Here is a 14,733-nt window from a genome sequence, read left to right as displayed (position 1 = left end):
GCGGGGCTCCTGCAAGCGATGTGGAACGATGTGGCTCCTCCATATCTGGTGGAGGGACGGATCATGTGCCAGCCTCGTCCAGCCCCAGCCCGCCGCGGACAGCATTGCGGATGGCTTCTGGGCCGAACCTTGCCCAAACCGCTTGATGCGCGCGGATGCGCTGCCGTGCCCTGCGGTCGGCATCCAGGCAGAGTCCGACAGCCATTCCGGCAAGCCCTTCATCGGTATCCGACAGCAGCAGCTCCTCCCCGTCGACCAGATCCAGGCCCTCGGCCGCCAGAGGCGTGGCGATCACCGGCACGCCCCACGCCATCGCCTCCAAAATCTTGATGCGGGTGCCGCCGCCTGCCGCAAGCGGGATGATGGTGAGATGCGCTCTCGAAAGAAGCGGCGCCATGTCTTCGGGGTCTTCGACAAGCTCCACGCCCCGCAATCCTGCCAGCGCTTGCACGGCCGTTGTCGGGTTGCGCCCAGCGAGAATCAATGTCGCGGTCGGCAAGGCCAGTCGGATGCGCGTAAGTATGGAGCCGGCTAATCTCTGGACGGCGTCGACGTTTGGCGGATAGCCGAGATGGCCGACGAACAGGATCACCGGAAAGCTTTCGCCGGATCCGGGCTCGGCGGGCAGCGTTTCGGGGCTGTGCCCGGCGTGCGGAATTCCGTTTGGAACGACATCGATCGGCAACTTATGCCGGGAAAGCGCCATCAACCGCTCTCGATCCTGGCTCGAGCAGACCCAGACCCGGTCGACAAGGGCAATCGCTTTTCTCTCGAGACGCCTGATGCCCGCGCTGATCGTCGCCACCGCAGGCCGCTTCACATCGACGTGCCGCAACTGCCCCGCCAAGTCGGACTCGACGTTGTGCATGTCGAGGATGAGATGTTTCGTCAATGCCCGCAAAGGCCGCAGCAGCTTGAACAGGCCGATGCCCTCGATCAGCACCGTATCGGGGCGGAAGTCCCGAACCAGTGCCTCCAGCCGCGTCAAGGCGACGCGCGAGATGCGACGCTCCGCCCTTATGCGCCACCACCCGATCGAAGCGGAGCGGGCCTCTCCCTTGATCGACAAGGCTTCGGTGCGGATCGACGGATCGGTTGTTTCCGTCGCCTGCGGCAGCACAGACACCAGGCAGACCGGGCCGAATTGCGCAGCAGACTCAGCATTGCGGTAGTTCCGCAAATCCGCGCCGGAGATCGGCGGAAAGGCCGGATCGTGGGACACAACCAGCACACGTCGCCCGGCTTTCGCCGCGGAGGCAGCGTCGAGCGGTTGTGCGTCCGCGGGTTTCAAAGCGGACGCTCTGGGCTTTGCGCCGGAGGCTTCATTCCAGACGACATGCGCGACGGCCCCAAAACCACAACAATCGGCTTCGACTTGTTCAGCCGAACGCCGCTTTCGTCAAGCGCCGCATCGTCGCTGAATGTCAGATGCACCAGCTGCGCGCCCTGCCGAATGTCACCATCGCCTGGACCACGCCAACCAGCGGCCCGCCAGATGCTTCCATGATGAGGTGAGCCTTGTCCGCCGATAGGCGTCACCGGCCATCTTGATGCCTTGCGCCTGCGTCGGGAATGGATGGATGACGTCGGCCAGCGCCCGCAATCTCATGCCCGATTTGATCGCCAGCGACACCGCATTGATCATCTCGCCGGCATGGCTGGCGACGACCGTGGCGCCCAGGATGCGGTCGGACCCCTCCCTGACGTGGATTTTGACAAAACCCTCCTCCTCGCCGTCCATCACCGCACGGGCGACATCGTGCATCAGCACCGTATAGGTCTTGACCGGAATGCCGCTCTGGCGCGCCTCCGCCGGATAGAGGCCGACATGGGCGATCTCCGGATCGGTATAGGTGCACCACGGAATGACCAGTTCGCTCAGTTTCCTGCGTCCGAGAAACAGGGCATTGCGCACGACCATGCGGGCTGTCGCCTCGGCGGTATGGGTGAATTTGTAGGCGAGGCAGACGTCGCCCGCCGCATAGATGCGTGGATTGGCGGTTCGGAGATAATCGTCCACCTTGATGCCGTCGGCATCATATGCCACCCCGGCGTTCTCCAGGTCGAGACCGTCGACATTGGGCGATCGGCCGATGCCGGTGATGATCTCGTCGACGGAAATCGTTGTCGTGATGTCGTCGCACACCAGGTCGGCGAGCTTCTTGCCGCCTTCCGTTCGTACCGCCACCACCTCGGTGTTGAGGCGAACCTCGACACCTTCGCGCGCCAGCGCGTCCGAAAGAATTTGGGCGGCATCGCGTTCCTCACCGGGCAGGAACATCGGTTCGCGCTGCGCCTGGATGACCTTCGCGCCCAGCAGGCAGAAGGCCTGCGCCGCTTCGCAACCGAGTGGTCCGCCGCCGATGACCAGAAGCCGCTTCGGGCACTCCGTGAGATCGAACATGGTCTCGTTGCTGAGATAGCCGGCGTCGGCAAGCCCCGAGATCGTCGGCAGCCTCGGGCGCGCGCCTGTCGCGATCAGCGCCTTTCTGAAACGCAAGGTTTGTCCGGCGACCGTGACAGCGTCCCTTCCGGAAAACCGCGCTTCACCGAAATAAAGGTCGATGCCTTCGGCAATCAGGCTATCGGCGGCATCGGCGCGGCTGATCCGCTGCCGGATCTGCCGCATCCGCGTCATGGCGCGCTGAAAGTTGACGTGAAGACGGTCCGGCATGTCGCCGCCGAAATTCTCGGCGTCGCGCATGTCGGCATAAAGCCTTGCGGTGCGGATGATCGACTTCGACGGGATGCAGCCGACATTGACGCAAGTTCCGCCGATCAGGTTGCGCTCGATGAGCGCGACCTTTGCGCCGAGGCCGGCCGCTTCGTAGGCGGCGGTCAGTCCAGCCGGTCCGGCACCGATGACGACGAGGTTGTAGGGACCGTCCGGCTGCGGGTTCTTCCGGTGCGGCGGATGGGCGCCCTTGATCAGCTCAATGTCGTTGTGATCGACAGGAAAGGCGGCAGCCCTGGTCCGGTCACGCGACATCGCCGCCACCCGACGCCGGGCTTGCCGGCTGAGACAGCCAGCCGCCATTGAATCCGGCCTTGCGCAAGCCGTTGCGGATGTGTTGATTTGACCGCATCAGTCTCCAGATCAACCCTGACCGATGGTTCTCGATCATCATCACCACGATGCCTTGATCCAGCCCATAGTGGCCTTCCGACACCCAGCCGTGCCTCCCGAATTTACGTCGGTTCGCCAATGTCGGATTGAAACCGCTCGGCAGTCGGAAATTGTCGATCACCTCGGGGTAGCGATCACCGAGATGGCGCAACGCCGCCAGGCAGATCTCCGGGGCGAAAGGCAGTGATGCCGGATAGGACCAAGGCGCGATCGTCCCGTCATCGGGCCCGAACGGCGCGCCGCGCGCGGCATAGCCGGAAAACCGCCGGCGCTGTCGCTCCACGCTGGTGCGAAAACCGCCTGGCCCGTCGCCCGCCGAAAGACCCCAAAGGTTCTCGTCGTAGCCGCCATAGCCGTAAGGGTTGTGGCGTGCATAGTCGCGATGCAGATAGGTCGAGCGGCGGCTGTTTTCGAAATAGTCCGAGTTCTTCTCGCGCATGAAGGCGTCGCGGATGCCGGCGAAATCGATCCAGGCATGCGAGAACTGGTGCATGAACAGCGGACCGCCATACAGCACGTCGTAGCCGTAAATGTTCTCCCACTGATAGGTCGCCGTCCAGCCCTCGTAGCTGTTGTCCGAGGTCGGGCTGTCGGGCGAGGCCATCGACAGGACGTAGAGGATCGTGGCTTCGTTGTAGCCCTCCCAGCCATAGTGGAGAAAGCCGCTCCTCGGCTTCCAGCCTTGTCGCAAGGTCGGGCTTGAGCCTTGTGCCCACCGCCAGTCGACGCGCCGGTAGAGCGCCTCGGCCAGTTGGCGGATTTCGGCTTCCTCGTCATCATCACCGGAGAAATAGGCGCCCGCCACCAGCATGCCCGATATCAGCAATGCCGTATCCACCATCGACAGTTCGCAGCGCCAGACGCGCAGGCCGGTCCGCATGTCGAGGAAATGGTAGTAGAAACCCTTGTGGCCGGTGACCTCCTCGCCATTGCCTTGCGAGCCGGCCGAGAAGAAACGCAACGCGGCCAGCGTCAGCTTCGCGGCGGCATCGCGCGCCATCCAGCCGCGCTCGACGCCGACCGGATAGCTGGACAGCGCGAAGCCGACGACAGCGATGCTGGCCGGCGAATTCGGCCGCGAGGTGTCGGCGACCAATCCGTTTTCGGGGTTCACGTTCTCGAGGAAATAGTCGAAGGCGGCGCGCTGATAGCGGTCCAGAAGCTCGTCGTCGGACAGCGCGCAAGGCTCGGCCCTAAGCAAAAGAAGCAAGCTCCCGTCGGATGGCTGCAGCGTCCGTCAACCGCCAACCAGTTGCCCCGCGCCGGCAGGTCATCACGCATGCTGAACTGTCATGCCGCGTCATAGCTTTCCCGCATAGCTTTGTTGCGTCAACGTCGATTCGACGTCTGGGACTATACGCCCCTACGCTCCAGTTCGTTGCGTCGTCACGCGGAATTGAGATGCGTCCTGCCTCAGTAGGTGGCGCGGCCGCCGGAAACGTCGAATACGGCGGCGGTCGTGAACGAACACTCTTCCGAGGCGATCCAGCAGATCAGCGCCGCCACCTCGTCGACCTCGCCGAAGCGCGCCATCGGTATCTTGGACAGCATGAAGTCGATGTGCTCCTGGCTCATCTGCCTGAAGATCGCGGTGCGCACGGCCGCCGGTGTGACGCAATTGACCGTCACCTTGGTCTTGGCCAACTCCTTGCCGAGCGACTTGGTCAGGCCGATCACCGCGGCCTTCGAGGTGCTGTAGGCCGAAGCGTTGGGATTGCCTTCCTTGCCGGCGATCGAAGCGATGTTGACGATGCGGCCATAGTTGCGCTCGAGCATGTGCGGGACAAGCGCCTTGTTGCAATAGAAGACGCCATTGATGTTGATGTCGATGACCTTCTGCCAATCTTCGACCGAGTAATTCCAGGTCGTCATGTTGGGTCCGGTGATCGCCGCACTGGTGACCAGGATGTCGACACCGCCAAGCGCTTCGATCGCCGACTGTTTGGCGCGTTCCACGCCGGCCGCATTGGCGACGTCAATGGCAACACCGTGGAGGCCGGGAAGGGTAGTCCTGGCCTGTTCGATCTGAGCAGGATCGCGATCCCAGACTGAAACCCGTCCGCCCTCTTCGACAATCCTCTGAGCCACTGCCAGACCGATGCCCGATGCGCCGCCGGTGATCACCGCCGCTCGACCGCTGAACCGTCCTGCAAAATTCATCGGCATCTGATTCTCCCCCCGTCACCTGAACCCGATGGACGCCAACCACGCGCGACCGCCATACCATCGACGGCGACTGTGCGGTCACGATCAGGCAAGTTCAAGCCGGCATGCGAGTCCGATCGTCTGGGCCAATCCCGTTACCCGGGACTCCCCTCGAGCTCTCTGCCCAGCGCCTTCACCATCGCCACCAGCGCCGGTCCGATCTCGGCATGCGCGCGCTCTTCCGTGATGATCTCGCCGATGCCGCCGCAGGTGATGGCAACCAGCGGCGAGCCGTCACTCGGACGGAACGGCACGCCGACTGCATGGATGTAGCTGTGCCAGGCGCCGAACGACGTCACATAGCCCTTGTCGGCATACTGGGCGATCGCATCGTCGATCGCCGCCGCGATCATCGCCGCCCTGTCCGGCTCGGCCTCCTGCAAAGCCCCCACAAGGCTGGCACGCTCCTCGGATGAAAGTGCCGCCGCATAGGCCAGCCCCATCGATGTCTTCCAGATCGGCAGATAGGAGCCCGGGTTGAGGCGCAGCGTGACAAGGCTCTCCGACCGGCAGTTGGCGAGATAGACCATGTTGAGGCTGTCGCGGGTGCCGAGCGCCACCGCCGCCCCCGTCAAATCGGCCAGCGGCTGCATCAGCGGCCGGGCGACGTGGACAACCGCACTGGAACTCAGTGCCGAATAACCCAGCGCCACGGTGGCTGGTCCCAGGCTGTAGCGGCCAAGGTCCTTGTCGTAGAGGAGATAGCCGAGCGCGCTTAGCGTATAGGTGATGCGGGAAACCGTGGCCTTGGGCAGGCCGGTGCGGGCAATGATGTCCTGATTGCCGAGTGAGGCATCGCCCGGGCGGAAAGCGCGCAGGATGCCGAGCCCGCGCACCAGCGACGACGAAAGCTGCGCGCCTTCGACTTCAAGCTCCGTCTCGTCCCTGGTGGCTCGCTTGCGCACGCTGAGGTCTTTCTGGCGTCGTCGTCCGCCTGTCGGGCCGGTGTCGCCGGCGTTGTATCAAAAATGAAATTAAATTCCATTTATATTGACAGGCGCTTTCCCCCACTGTCAATATGCTTCCCTCGATGGCATCTCCAAGCGCCCTGTGCCATCTTACGAAGCCCCTCCTTGTGAAGGTAGCCACGTGTCTCGCTATATTTTGCGCCGGCTTATCGCCATGCCGTTTCTGGTGCTCGGCATCGTCACCATTGCCTTCCTGATCACCACGGTGACCAAGGGCGATCCGCTGACCGCGATTGTCGCCGAACAGCAGATGAGCAACCCCGAAGTGGTGGCCGCCGCCAAGGCGCGCTGGGGTCTCGATCGTCCTTTGCCGGAACGCTATATGATATATCTTGGGAATCTGCTGAGCGGCGATCTTGGCACCTCGTTCATCACCAAGCGCAATGTCGGCACCGACATTCTCTACCGCTTGCCGGCAACGCTCGAACTGGTTTTCGCTGCGATGATCTTCGGCACCACGCTCGGCATTGTGCTTGGTGTGCTGGCCGCCTATTTCCGCAACAGCCTGATTGACCATGGCGCGCGGCTGTTCGCCTTGTTCGGCTCTTCGCTGCCGGTGTTCTGGTCGGGGCTCGGCCTGTTGTTCATCTTCTCCGTCATGCTGAACTGGCTGCCGGGGCCGGGCAGGGTCGATGCCCGCCTGGCATTACCGCCCGGTATCACCGGTTTCCTGACCATCGACTCGTTGCTGGCCGGCGACTGGACGGTGTTTAAGGATGCGCTCTGGCACCTGCTTCTGCCGGCCTTCGTGCTCGGCTGGACGGTTTCCGGCACCATATCGCGGCTGGTGCGCGCCAACATGCTGGATGTGATGAGCCGCGAGTTCGTGCTCACCGCGCGCGCCAAGGGGGCCAGCGAATTCCGCGTCGTCATTGTCCACGCGCTGCGCAACACCATGGTGCCGACCTTGACCGTCATCGGCTACTCCTTCGCCTATCTGATCACCGGCGCGGTGCTGACCGAGACCATCTTTTCCTGGCCGGGCATGGGTTCCTATGCCGTCGAGGCGGCGCGCGCGCTCGACTTCCCGGCAATCATCGGCGTTACCATCGTCGGCGGCCTCGCCTTCCTGGTCACCAATCTCATCACCGACATACTCTATGTCGTGGCCAATCCGCGCGTGAGATTGAGCTGATGTCGGCGGTCGAAACCAGATCCCGTTCCACCGCTGTTCCCGAATGGCTGACCGCGCCTTTGGTCATCGGCACGATCGTCATCCTGTTCTGGCTGTTCATGACCGTCTTCGCCAATCTGGTCGTGCAGTTCGATCCGCTCGAAATGGTCGCACGCCGGCTGCAGCCGCCGAACTGGGCGCATTGGCTGGGCACCGATGCGCTCGGCCGCGATGTGCTGGCCCGCACTCTGCACGGGGCCGCACATTCGTTGCCGATCGCGGTCCTGGTCGTCGTCTCGGCTGTGGTGATCGGCTCGCTGCTCGGCGCCATTTCCGGCTTCGTCGGCGGCCTCACCGGCGCGGCGATCATGCGGCTGGTCGACGTGACCTTGTCGTTCCCGCCGATGCTGCTCGCCATGGCCGTCGCGGCGTCGCTCGGGCCGGGCCTCGGCAATGCCGCCATCGCCATGGTGCTGGTCTGGTGGCCGGTCTACGCCCGGCTGATGCGGGCGCAGGTGCTGGAGGTGAAGGAGCGCGAGCATGTCGAGGCGGCAATCGCCGCCGGCGCCAGGCCGCGGCGCGTGCTGTTCACGCACATATTGCCGCTTTGCTGGACTCCGGTGCTGATCAGCGCGACCATGGATTTGGGCCAGGTCGTGCTGCTTGCCGCGTCGCTCAGCTTCATCGGTCTCGGCGCCACGCCGCCGACGCCTGAATGGGGCTCGATGATCTCCGATGGCGCCGTCCATTTCTATCAATGGTGGATCGCCTTCGGTCCCGGCGTCGCCATCCTCACCATCGTGCTCGGCTTCAACTTCATCGGCGACGGCTTGCGCGACATTCTCGATCCAAGGTCGGACTAGGCGATGAGCGCACAGATATCTTCAGCGCGCTCCGGCGCCGTCGACAAGGCAGGTGAGCAGGAGCCGCTGCTCTCGATTCGTGGCCTGCGCGTCGGGTTCCGGCGGGCCGGCGACCAGTTTGAAGCGGTGCGAGGCATCGACCTCGACGTCGCCAAGGGCGAGGTGGTCGGCATTGTCGGCGAGTCCGGTTCGGGCAAGTCGGTCGGCATGCTCGCCGCGCTCGGCCTGACCTCGAAGAACGCCGTGGTTACCGGCTCGGTCCGCTTCAACGGCGACGAACTGGTCGGCAAATCGTCACGCGAAATGCGCAAGATCAGGGGCGCGCGCATAGCCATGATTTTTCAGGACCCGCTGTCCTCGTTGAATCCGGTGATGACCGTCGGCGCCCAGATCGCCGAGGCGGTCAGGCTGCATCAGCGCGTCACCCGCAAGCAGGCCATGGCGCGCGCGGTGGAACTGCTCCATCTGGTGGCGATCCCGCAGCCGGAGCGCCGGGTGAACCAGTATCCGCATGAATTCTCCGGCGGCATGCGCCAGCGCGCGGTCATCGCCATGGCCGTCGCCAACGATCCCGATTTGCTAATCGCCGACGAACCGACCACGGCGCTCGATGTCACGGTGCAGGCGCAGATATTGGCCGTGCTGCGTTCGCTGCAGGAGCGGCTCGGCCTTGGCCTGGTGCTGATCACCCATGATCTAGGCGTCGTCGCCGGTCATGCCGACCGCGTCGCGGTCGTCTATTCCGGCCGTGTCGTCGAACAGGCTGGCGTGTCCGAGCTGTTCGCCGACCCGCGCCATCCCTACACGCGCGGGCTCATTGCCTCGATCCCCAACCTCGAGGAAAGCCGCGAGCGGCTGTTCTCGATCGACGGTTCGCCGCCCGCACTTGGCCGCTTGCCGGGCGGCTGCGCCTTCCATCCGCGCTGCATCTATGCCGAGGCACGCTGCCGGACCGAGGATCCGCCTTTGCACGACATAGGCGGCCGCTTCTCGGCCTGCCATTTCGCGACGACCTTGCCGCCCTTCCATAGTGCTGCGCTTGCGGCGGCAGAACTGGACAGTGGAAGCATGGCCCCATGAGCGCAGTGGAGCAAATTCAAGTCGAAACCAAGCCGGCGGCAGCGCTTTCCGTGCGCCATCTTGTCAAGGATTTTCCGGTTCGCGGCGGCCTCGTCTTCGACCGCGCGGTTGCCCATGTGCGTGCGGTGGCCGATGTGTCCTTTGACTTGGCGCCGGGCGAAACGCTGGGCCTCGTCGGCGAATCCGGTTGCGGCAAGTCGACCCTCGGACGCTGCCTGATGCGGCTGATCGAGCCGACCAGTGGCGAAAGCTGGTTCCGTGGCCAGAACCTGCTCGCCCTCAACCACGAAGACATGCGCCTGATGCGGCGCTACATCCAGCTGGTCTTCCAGGATCCGTACGGGTCGCTGCATCCGCGCATGCGCATTGCCGACAACATCGCCGAGCCTTTGCGCATGAGCGACATGTCGGCGGCCGATCGCCGTGGGCGGGTGGCCGAACTGCTCGAACTTGTCCGGCTCAATCCCGATCACGGCAAGCGCTATCCGCACGAACTGTCCGGCGGCCAGCGCCAGCGTGTGGTCATCGCCCGCGCGCTTGCGCTCAACCCGCAAGTGGTGATCCTCGACGAACCGGTTTCGGCGCTCGACGTTTCGGTGCAGGCTGGCGTGCTCAATTTGCTCAGGGATATTCAGCAGTCCTTCGGCACATCCTATCTGTTCATCGCACATGATCTTTCGGTCGTGCGCCACATCTCGCACCAGGTCGCGGTGATGTATCTCGGCAAGATCGTCGAGATCGCACCCGCGGCCGAACTCTACTCCAGGGCGCTGCACCCCTATACCCAGGCGCTGCTGTCGGCGGTGCCGCTCGCCAACCCCGAGAAGGAGCGCAAGCGCGAGCGCATCGTACTGACCGGTGACGTGCCGAGCCCGCTCAACCCACCATCCGGCTGCCGCTTCCGCACGCGCTGCTTCAAGGCGCAGGCGATTTGCGCTGCCGTCGAACCACCGCTCGATCCGGCTGGTGGTTCGCATCGCGTCGCCTGTCATTTTCCGGAGCCGGTCAACACTTTCAGGGCTGTCTGACAGGCCCGCCGAATTCATCCGCGAAGGAATTTTGATCGTGACTGAGGACCATTCCGAAAATGCCGCCACGGCTGGCCGCGCGCGCCTGCCGCTCGAAGGCATCAAGGTTCTCGATCTTTCGCGCGTGCTGGCCGGTCCGTGGGCGACGATGAGCTTGGCCGATCTCGGCGCCGAAGTCTGGAAGATCGAGAATATCGATGGTGGCGACGACACCAGGGCGTGGTCGGTGCCGAGCTACAAGGGTGTCTCAACCTATTATCTCTGCGCCAATCGGGGCAAGCAGAGCATCGCGCTCGACATGAAAAGCCCGCAGGGGCTGGCCATCGTGCGCGAGTTGGCAGCGAAGGCCGACATCGTCGTCGAGAATTTCCGCGCCGGCACCGCCGATCGCCTCGGTGTCGGTTTCAAGGAACTCAGCGCGTCAAACCCGCGGCTGATCTATTGCTCGATTTCCGGCTACGGCCAGACCGGGCCCGATGCCGGACGGCCCGGCTATGATTTCGTCATGCAGGCCGAAAGCGGCCTGATGGCCATCACTGGCGAGAGCAATGGCGAGCCGATGCGTGTCGGCGTCGCCATCACCGACATCGTCTGCGGCATGGTCGCCACGCAGTCGATCCTGGCAGCGCTTTACGAGCGCGCGACGACCGGCAAGGGCCAGTTCCTCGACCTGTCGCTGATCGACTGCGCGCTCAGCCTGCTGATCAATGTCGGCAGCGGTTACCTCAACACCGGTCGAGAGGTTGCCCGATACGGCAATGCCCATCCGACGGTCGTTCCCTATCAGATATTCGAAGCCTCCGACGGCGGCTTCGCGCTGGCCGTCGGCAACGATCGTCAGTTCGCAGCCCTGTGCGAGCAGGTCGTGGACTTGCCACATTTGGCTGGGGATGCGCGCTTCATCAAGGCAGGCGCGCGCGCCACCCACCGCGAGGCGCTGATTCCGCAGCTGGCGGCTGCCTTCAGGACCAAAACGCGAGACCACTGGATGTCGGCTTGCGCCGCCGCCAGCGTGCCGGCCGGCACCGTAAAATCGATACCGGAAGTCTTCGACAGTCCCAATGTGCGCGAGCGCGGCCTCGTTCAGACCTTGCCGCATCCGCATCTCGGTTCCGTCGCCATGGTGCGTCCGGCGCAGGGACTTGCCGCGCAGTTGACCGCCGACTTCACCGCGCCACCGATGCTGGGCCAGGACACAGCTGCCGTGCTGGCCGACGTGCTCGGCTACAGCGCCGAGACCATCGACCAGTTGGTCGGCACTGGGGCTGTCAGCGTCTATGCGCCTGCCGCCGAACCGATCCCCGCCTGATCTTTCACGGAGCGTGACAGCCCTCGTCGCATTTGCGGTCGACTGAGTGGTTCTCTACTTCAAGAGCGCGAAGAGCCGTTCCTTGTTTTGGCGCTATTCCCAAGGGAAAGCGCTTCCCACTTTTCCTGGAATTGCTCGGCCGGTTATTTCTGCTGACCGTAATTCTTGTAGCGCCCGCGAATGGCGGGTATCTCGCTGCCCTCGATGAGCACCGGTGTGCCGGCGCTGCGCGCCAAAAGGTATTGCCGAGCCAAGGTCTCGAGCTTGATGGTGCGGATGAGCGCCATGTCGAGATCGCCGCCGAAAGCGATCATGCCATGATTGGCGAGCAGGCAGGCCGACCTGTCCTTGAGCGCGACGACGGCAACCTTGGCCAGGTCGCTTGACGCGAACAGCGCATAGTCCGAACAGCGCACATCATCGCCACCGAAACCCGCGACCATGTAATGGAACAGCGGCAGTCCCTCGCGCAGGCACGATAGCGCCACGCAATGGTCGGGATGGGCATGGACGACGGCGCCGGCCTCGGGAAAGGCCTTGTAGATCTCGGCGTGCATTTCCCATTCGCTCGATGGCCTGAACGCACCGTCCCAGGCTCCATCGAGCTGCATCGCCACCATCTGCTCCGGCCGCAAGGCGCTCGTGGCTATTCCCGTCGGCGTGATCAGCATGCCGGCTGTCGTGCGCACGCTGATGTTTCCGGTGGTGCCGACATTCATCCCACTAGCGTCCAGCGTCTGCGTCGCGGTGATCAGGCTGGCGCGTGCAGTCTCGGTGTCCATCACGATGCTTTTCCTGTGGTTGGCCACATGACAGGTTTTGCCGGTGGCCATGTGTCGATCGCCGGCGCGACGGTGGTCGCCCGTGTCATGTCTTGCAGGACGTCGGCGAAAATATCCGGGCCGCCGAGCTTTCCCGATTTCAGTATCAGCGCCAGCGGATCGGATGGCAGGTCGGGGAGGTGGGCGATGGCGCGCGACAGTCCCGGGCCCTCATAGGCGCCCATGGCGATCCGGTCGATGCCGAGCGCCTTGACCACCGAACCGGCTGTCTCGCCGCCGGCGACGACGAGCCGGCGGACGCCGAGTTCACGCACCAGAATCTGTGCAATCCCGGCCAGGATCTCTTCCGCCCTTGCTGCCACCACATCGCGGCCGTGCGCCTGCTGCAGCGCTTCGACCGTCGCTTGCGGCGCGGTCGTGGCAATGGCGATCATCGCACCGGGCAAATGCCGCTCGGCAAAGGCACGCGCTTCGGCCATGATATCGGCGCCGGCAAAGGCGCTGGCAAGGTCGATCGTCAGCAGTGGATTGTTGCGCGCAAAACGCTCGAGCTGTTCGATGGTGCGGTCGGCGACGCTGCCGGCCAGCACCGCTGCCGGCCCTTCGACGGCCGGCAGGCTGTCGGCAACGAGATCGCCTGAATTCAGCAGCCCATGCGTGAGCCAGGCCGGCGGCAGATGCGCGGCGACCGAGGAATTGCCGGTCATCAGCGGCAGGTCGAAGGTCGCTTCCGCGATCGCAACCAGGTCGCGCTCGCGGATCGTATCGGTGATCAGCAGTATCTCGCCGCCCGCGCTGTGCTCTCGTATGGCGTTGCGGATGGCCTCCGACCCGGCATCGACGACGAGATAGGGCACCAGCCCGACCTTGCCTTTGCTCTGCGCCTGCAGCACGCGAACCAGATTGGAATCGGTCATCGGCGTCAGCGGATCGAAGCGCTTGGGCGATTCACCCAGCAACTGGGCGCCGCCGAACATGTGTCCCTGATAGACGGTGCGGCCGGTCTCACACAGGGCCGGGGTGAACAGCGTGACGCCGCCGCCAAGCCGCTCGAGCAGCGCCTCGGCGCAAGGACCGATGTTGCCGGCAGGTGTCGAATCGAAAGTGGCGCAATATTTGAAGAAGATCTGCCGGGCACCAGCTTCAAGCAACCGGTCCGCCGCCTCCAGAACCTGGCGCACCGCATCGCTGGCCGCGATGACGCGTGTCTTGAGCAGGATCACATGGGCAAGATTGCCTGGTGGGATCGGCGCACTCAGTCCGACCGTGCATCCCGTTGGAATGCCGCGCGCCACCAGCATCGACGCCAGCTCGGTGCCGCCGGTCAGATCGTCGGCTATGGCGCCAAACAGGAGTGAAGGCGTCGCGGTCATGCGCCCCGTCTCATATCCGTCTGCACCATGGCTGCCCGTCTCACAGTTGCCTGTCTCATGTCGGTGGTCAGGCCATTCGTGGTATCATATACACAGCCCACGCGACGCAGGCGACGCCTGCGCTGTTGCAAGAACGGAGAGCGGATGTGACTGCTTCTATCGCGCCGATCGCGCGCGACAATCTGACGACGCGCGTCTACGAGGAGCTTCGCCGCGCCATGATGGAAGGCCGTTTCTGGCCGGGCCATCGCTTCAAGATCCGCGACCTCGCCGCCAGCCTTCAGGTTTCCGAAACGCCGGTGCGCGAGGCGCTGATGCAGCTGGTGCGCGAAAAAGGCCTGGAGATGGAGGCCGGTCGTTCGATCACCGTCGCCCAGCTGTCGCTGGCCCAATATCTGGAACTGCGCAGCATCCGGCTGCATCTCGAAGGCATGGCGGGCGCGGCGGCAACGACGCGCATCGAGCCGCGCGAGATCGACCGTCTGGCCGAAGTGCATGACAGGCTGATTGCCAACGAGGACAATGGCCATTGGTTCGAAGCCGTCCGCGACAATTGGGAATTCCACCACTCTATCTACCAGGCGGCGCAAATGCCGGAGCTGCTGGCCATCATCGAGGGCATCTGGCTGCGCAACGGGCCGCTGGTGAACTATCAGTACCCGCACGCCAGGCCGACCTATGACGGCCGCCACAGGCACCTCGACATTCTCGACGCGCTGCGGGCGCGCGACGAGAACGGCGTGCGCAAGGGCATTCAGCAGGACATGATCGAAGGCGGCCGCCTGTTGGTCAAGGTGCTCGAGCGGCTGAACGACGGTGCGGTCACGCCCGAGGAACTGCGCCGCGCGGCGCAGAACGGCCGACTGGTGTCGGCCGCCGGCTGA

At 64.2% G+C, this 14,733-nt stretch carries 13 protein-coding genes; 6 read left to right on the top strand and 7 right to left on the bottom strand.

Annotated features, from left to right (window positions below):
• Positions 1 to 61: 61 nt before the first annotated feature.
• The 5 genes from NKI21_RS01595 to NKI21_RS01575 form a co-directional block, all read right to left on the bottom strand.
• The gene (locus NKI21_RS01595) at positions 62 to 1,291 is read right to left on the bottom strand and encodes a glycosyltransferase family 4 protein (RefSeq protein ID WP_023811555.1); all 1,230 of its coding nucleotides are present in this window, start codon (positions 1,289 to 1,291) and stop codon (positions 62 to 64) included.
• 165 nt (positions 1,292 to 1,456) lie between these two features.
• Complete coding sequence (locus NKI21_RS01590; protein ID WP_023811556.1) at positions 1,457 to 2,989, bottom strand: mercuric reductase; 1,533 nt, start codon at positions 2,987 to 2,989, stop codon at positions 1,457 to 1,459.
• Positions 2,979 to 4,328 carry a glucoamylase family protein gene (locus tag NKI21_RS01585; RefSeq protein WP_023811557.1) on the bottom strand — a complete coding sequence of 450 codons (1,350 nt, stop codon included), beginning with the start codon at positions 4,326 to 4,328 and terminating at the stop codon, positions 2,979 to 2,981. Before NKI21_RS01585 ends, NKI21_RS01590 begins: the two co-directional genes overlap by 11 nt.
• A gap of 212 nt (positions 4,329 to 4,540) precedes the next feature.
• Positions 4,541 to 5,293: an SDR family NAD(P)-dependent oxidoreductase gene (locus NKI21_RS01580; protein ID WP_352551182.1), complete on the bottom strand. Its 753-nt coding sequence runs from the start codon at positions 5,291 to 5,293 to the stop codon at positions 4,541 to 4,543.
• A gap of 134 nt (positions 5,294 to 5,427) precedes the next feature.
• The gene (locus tag NKI21_RS01575; RefSeq protein ID WP_023811559.1) at positions 5,428 to 6,237 is read right to left on the bottom strand and encodes an IclR family transcriptional regulator; all 810 of its coding nucleotides are present in this window, start codon (positions 6,235 to 6,237) and stop codon (positions 5,428 to 5,430) included.
• Between the two features lie 184 nt (positions 6,238 to 6,421).
• Here NKI21_RS01575 and NKI21_RS01570 point away from each other — a divergent pair, with 184 nt between their 5' ends.
• Genes NKI21_RS01570 through NKI21_RS01550 form a run of 5 tightly spaced genes read left to right on the top strand, consistent with a single transcriptional unit; the run spans position 6,422 to position 11,694 of the window.
• Positions 6,422 to 7,435 carry an ABC transporter permease gene (locus NKI21_RS01570; protein WP_023811560.1) on the top strand — a complete coding sequence of 338 codons (1,014 nt, stop codon included), beginning with the start codon at positions 6,422 to 6,424 and terminating at the stop codon, positions 7,433 to 7,435.
• A complete protein-coding gene (locus NKI21_RS01565) occupies positions 7,435 to 8,277 on the top strand; it encodes an ABC transporter permease (protein WP_081734862.1) in 843 nt (280 codons plus the stop codon). Before NKI21_RS01570 ends, NKI21_RS01565 begins: the two co-directional genes overlap by 1 nt.
• A 3-nt stretch (positions 8,278 to 8,280) precedes the next feature.
• Complete coding sequence (locus NKI21_RS01560; RefSeq protein ID WP_023811562.1) at positions 8,281 to 9,357, top strand: ABC transporter ATP-binding protein; 1,077 nt, start codon at positions 8,281 to 8,283, stop codon at positions 9,355 to 9,357.
• Complete coding sequence (locus NKI21_RS01555) at positions 9,354 to 10,385, top strand: ABC transporter ATP-binding protein (protein ID WP_352439770.1); 1,032 nt, start codon at positions 9,354 to 9,356, stop codon at positions 10,383 to 10,385. Before NKI21_RS01560 ends, NKI21_RS01555 begins: the two co-directional genes overlap by 4 nt.
• 37 nt (positions 10,386 to 10,422) lie before the next feature.
• Positions 10,423 to 11,694, top strand: a complete 1,272-nt coding sequence (locus NKI21_RS01550) for a CaiB/BaiF CoA transferase family protein (protein ID WP_023811564.1) — start codon at positions 10,423 to 10,425, stop codon at positions 11,692 to 11,694.
• 143 nt (positions 11,695 to 11,837) lie between these two features.
• Here NKI21_RS01550 and NKI21_RS01545 read toward each other — a convergent pair whose 3' ends face one another.
• Positions 11,838 to 12,476, bottom strand: coding sequence for a class II aldolase/adducin family protein (locus tag NKI21_RS01545; protein ID WP_023811565.1), 639 nt, complete (start codon positions 12,474 to 12,476; stop codon positions 11,838 to 11,840).
• Complete coding sequence (gene otnK / locus NKI21_RS01540; protein WP_352864219.1) at positions 12,476 to 13,849, bottom strand: 3-oxo-tetronate kinase; 1,374 nt, start codon at positions 13,847 to 13,849, stop codon at positions 12,476 to 12,478. The genes NKI21_RS01545 and otnK overlap by 1 nt, the downstream gene beginning before the upstream one ends.
• Positions 13,850 to 13,995: 146 nt before the next feature.
• Here otnK and NKI21_RS01535 point away from each other — a divergent pair, with 146 nt between their 5' ends.
• Positions 13,996 to 14,733 (top strand): GntR family transcriptional regulator, encoded by a 738-nt coding sequence (locus tag NKI21_RS01535; RefSeq protein WP_023811567.1) that lies wholly within the window; start codon positions 13,996 to 13,998, stop codon positions 14,731 to 14,733.

The sequence above is a fragment of the Mesorhizobium sp. M0715 genome, from assembly GCF_040320355.1.
Taxonomy (GTDB): Bacteria; Pseudomonadota; Alphaproteobacteria; order Rhizobiales; family Rhizobiaceae; genus Mesorhizobium.
Note: the sequence above shows the minus strand (reverse complement) of the source record. Positions and strands in the feature narration are given on the sequence as shown.

Excerpts from the sequence above, each read along its gene's own strand:
- NKI21_RS01590 (WP_023811556.1), bottom strand. The coding sequence starts at position 2,989 with ATGTCGCGTGACCGGACCAGGGCTGCCGCCTTTCCTGTCGATCACAAC.
- NKI21_RS01580 (WP_352551182.1), bottom strand. The coding sequence starts at position 5,293 with ATGCCGATGAATTTTGCAGGACGGTTCAGCGGTCGAGCGGCGGTGATC.
- NKI21_RS01565 (WP_081734862.1), top strand. The coding sequence starts at position 7,435 with ATGTCGGCGGTCGAAACCAGATCCCGTTCCACCGCTGTTCCCGAATGG.
- NKI21_RS01560 (WP_023811562.1), top strand. The coding sequence starts at position 8,281 with ATGAGCGCACAGATATCTTCAGCGCGCTCCGGCGCCGTCGACAAGGCA.
- NKI21_RS01555 (WP_352439770.1), top strand. The coding sequence starts at position 9,354 with ATGAGCGCAGTGGAGCAAATTCAAGTCGAAACCAAGCCGGCGGCAGCG.
- NKI21_RS01545 (WP_023811565.1), bottom strand. The coding sequence starts at position 12,476 with ATGGACACCGAGACTGCACGCGCCAGCCTGATCACCGCGACGCAGACG.
- otnK (WP_352864219.1), bottom strand. The coding sequence starts at position 13,849 with ATGACCGCGACGCCTTCACTCCTGTTTGGCGCCATAGCCGACGATCTG.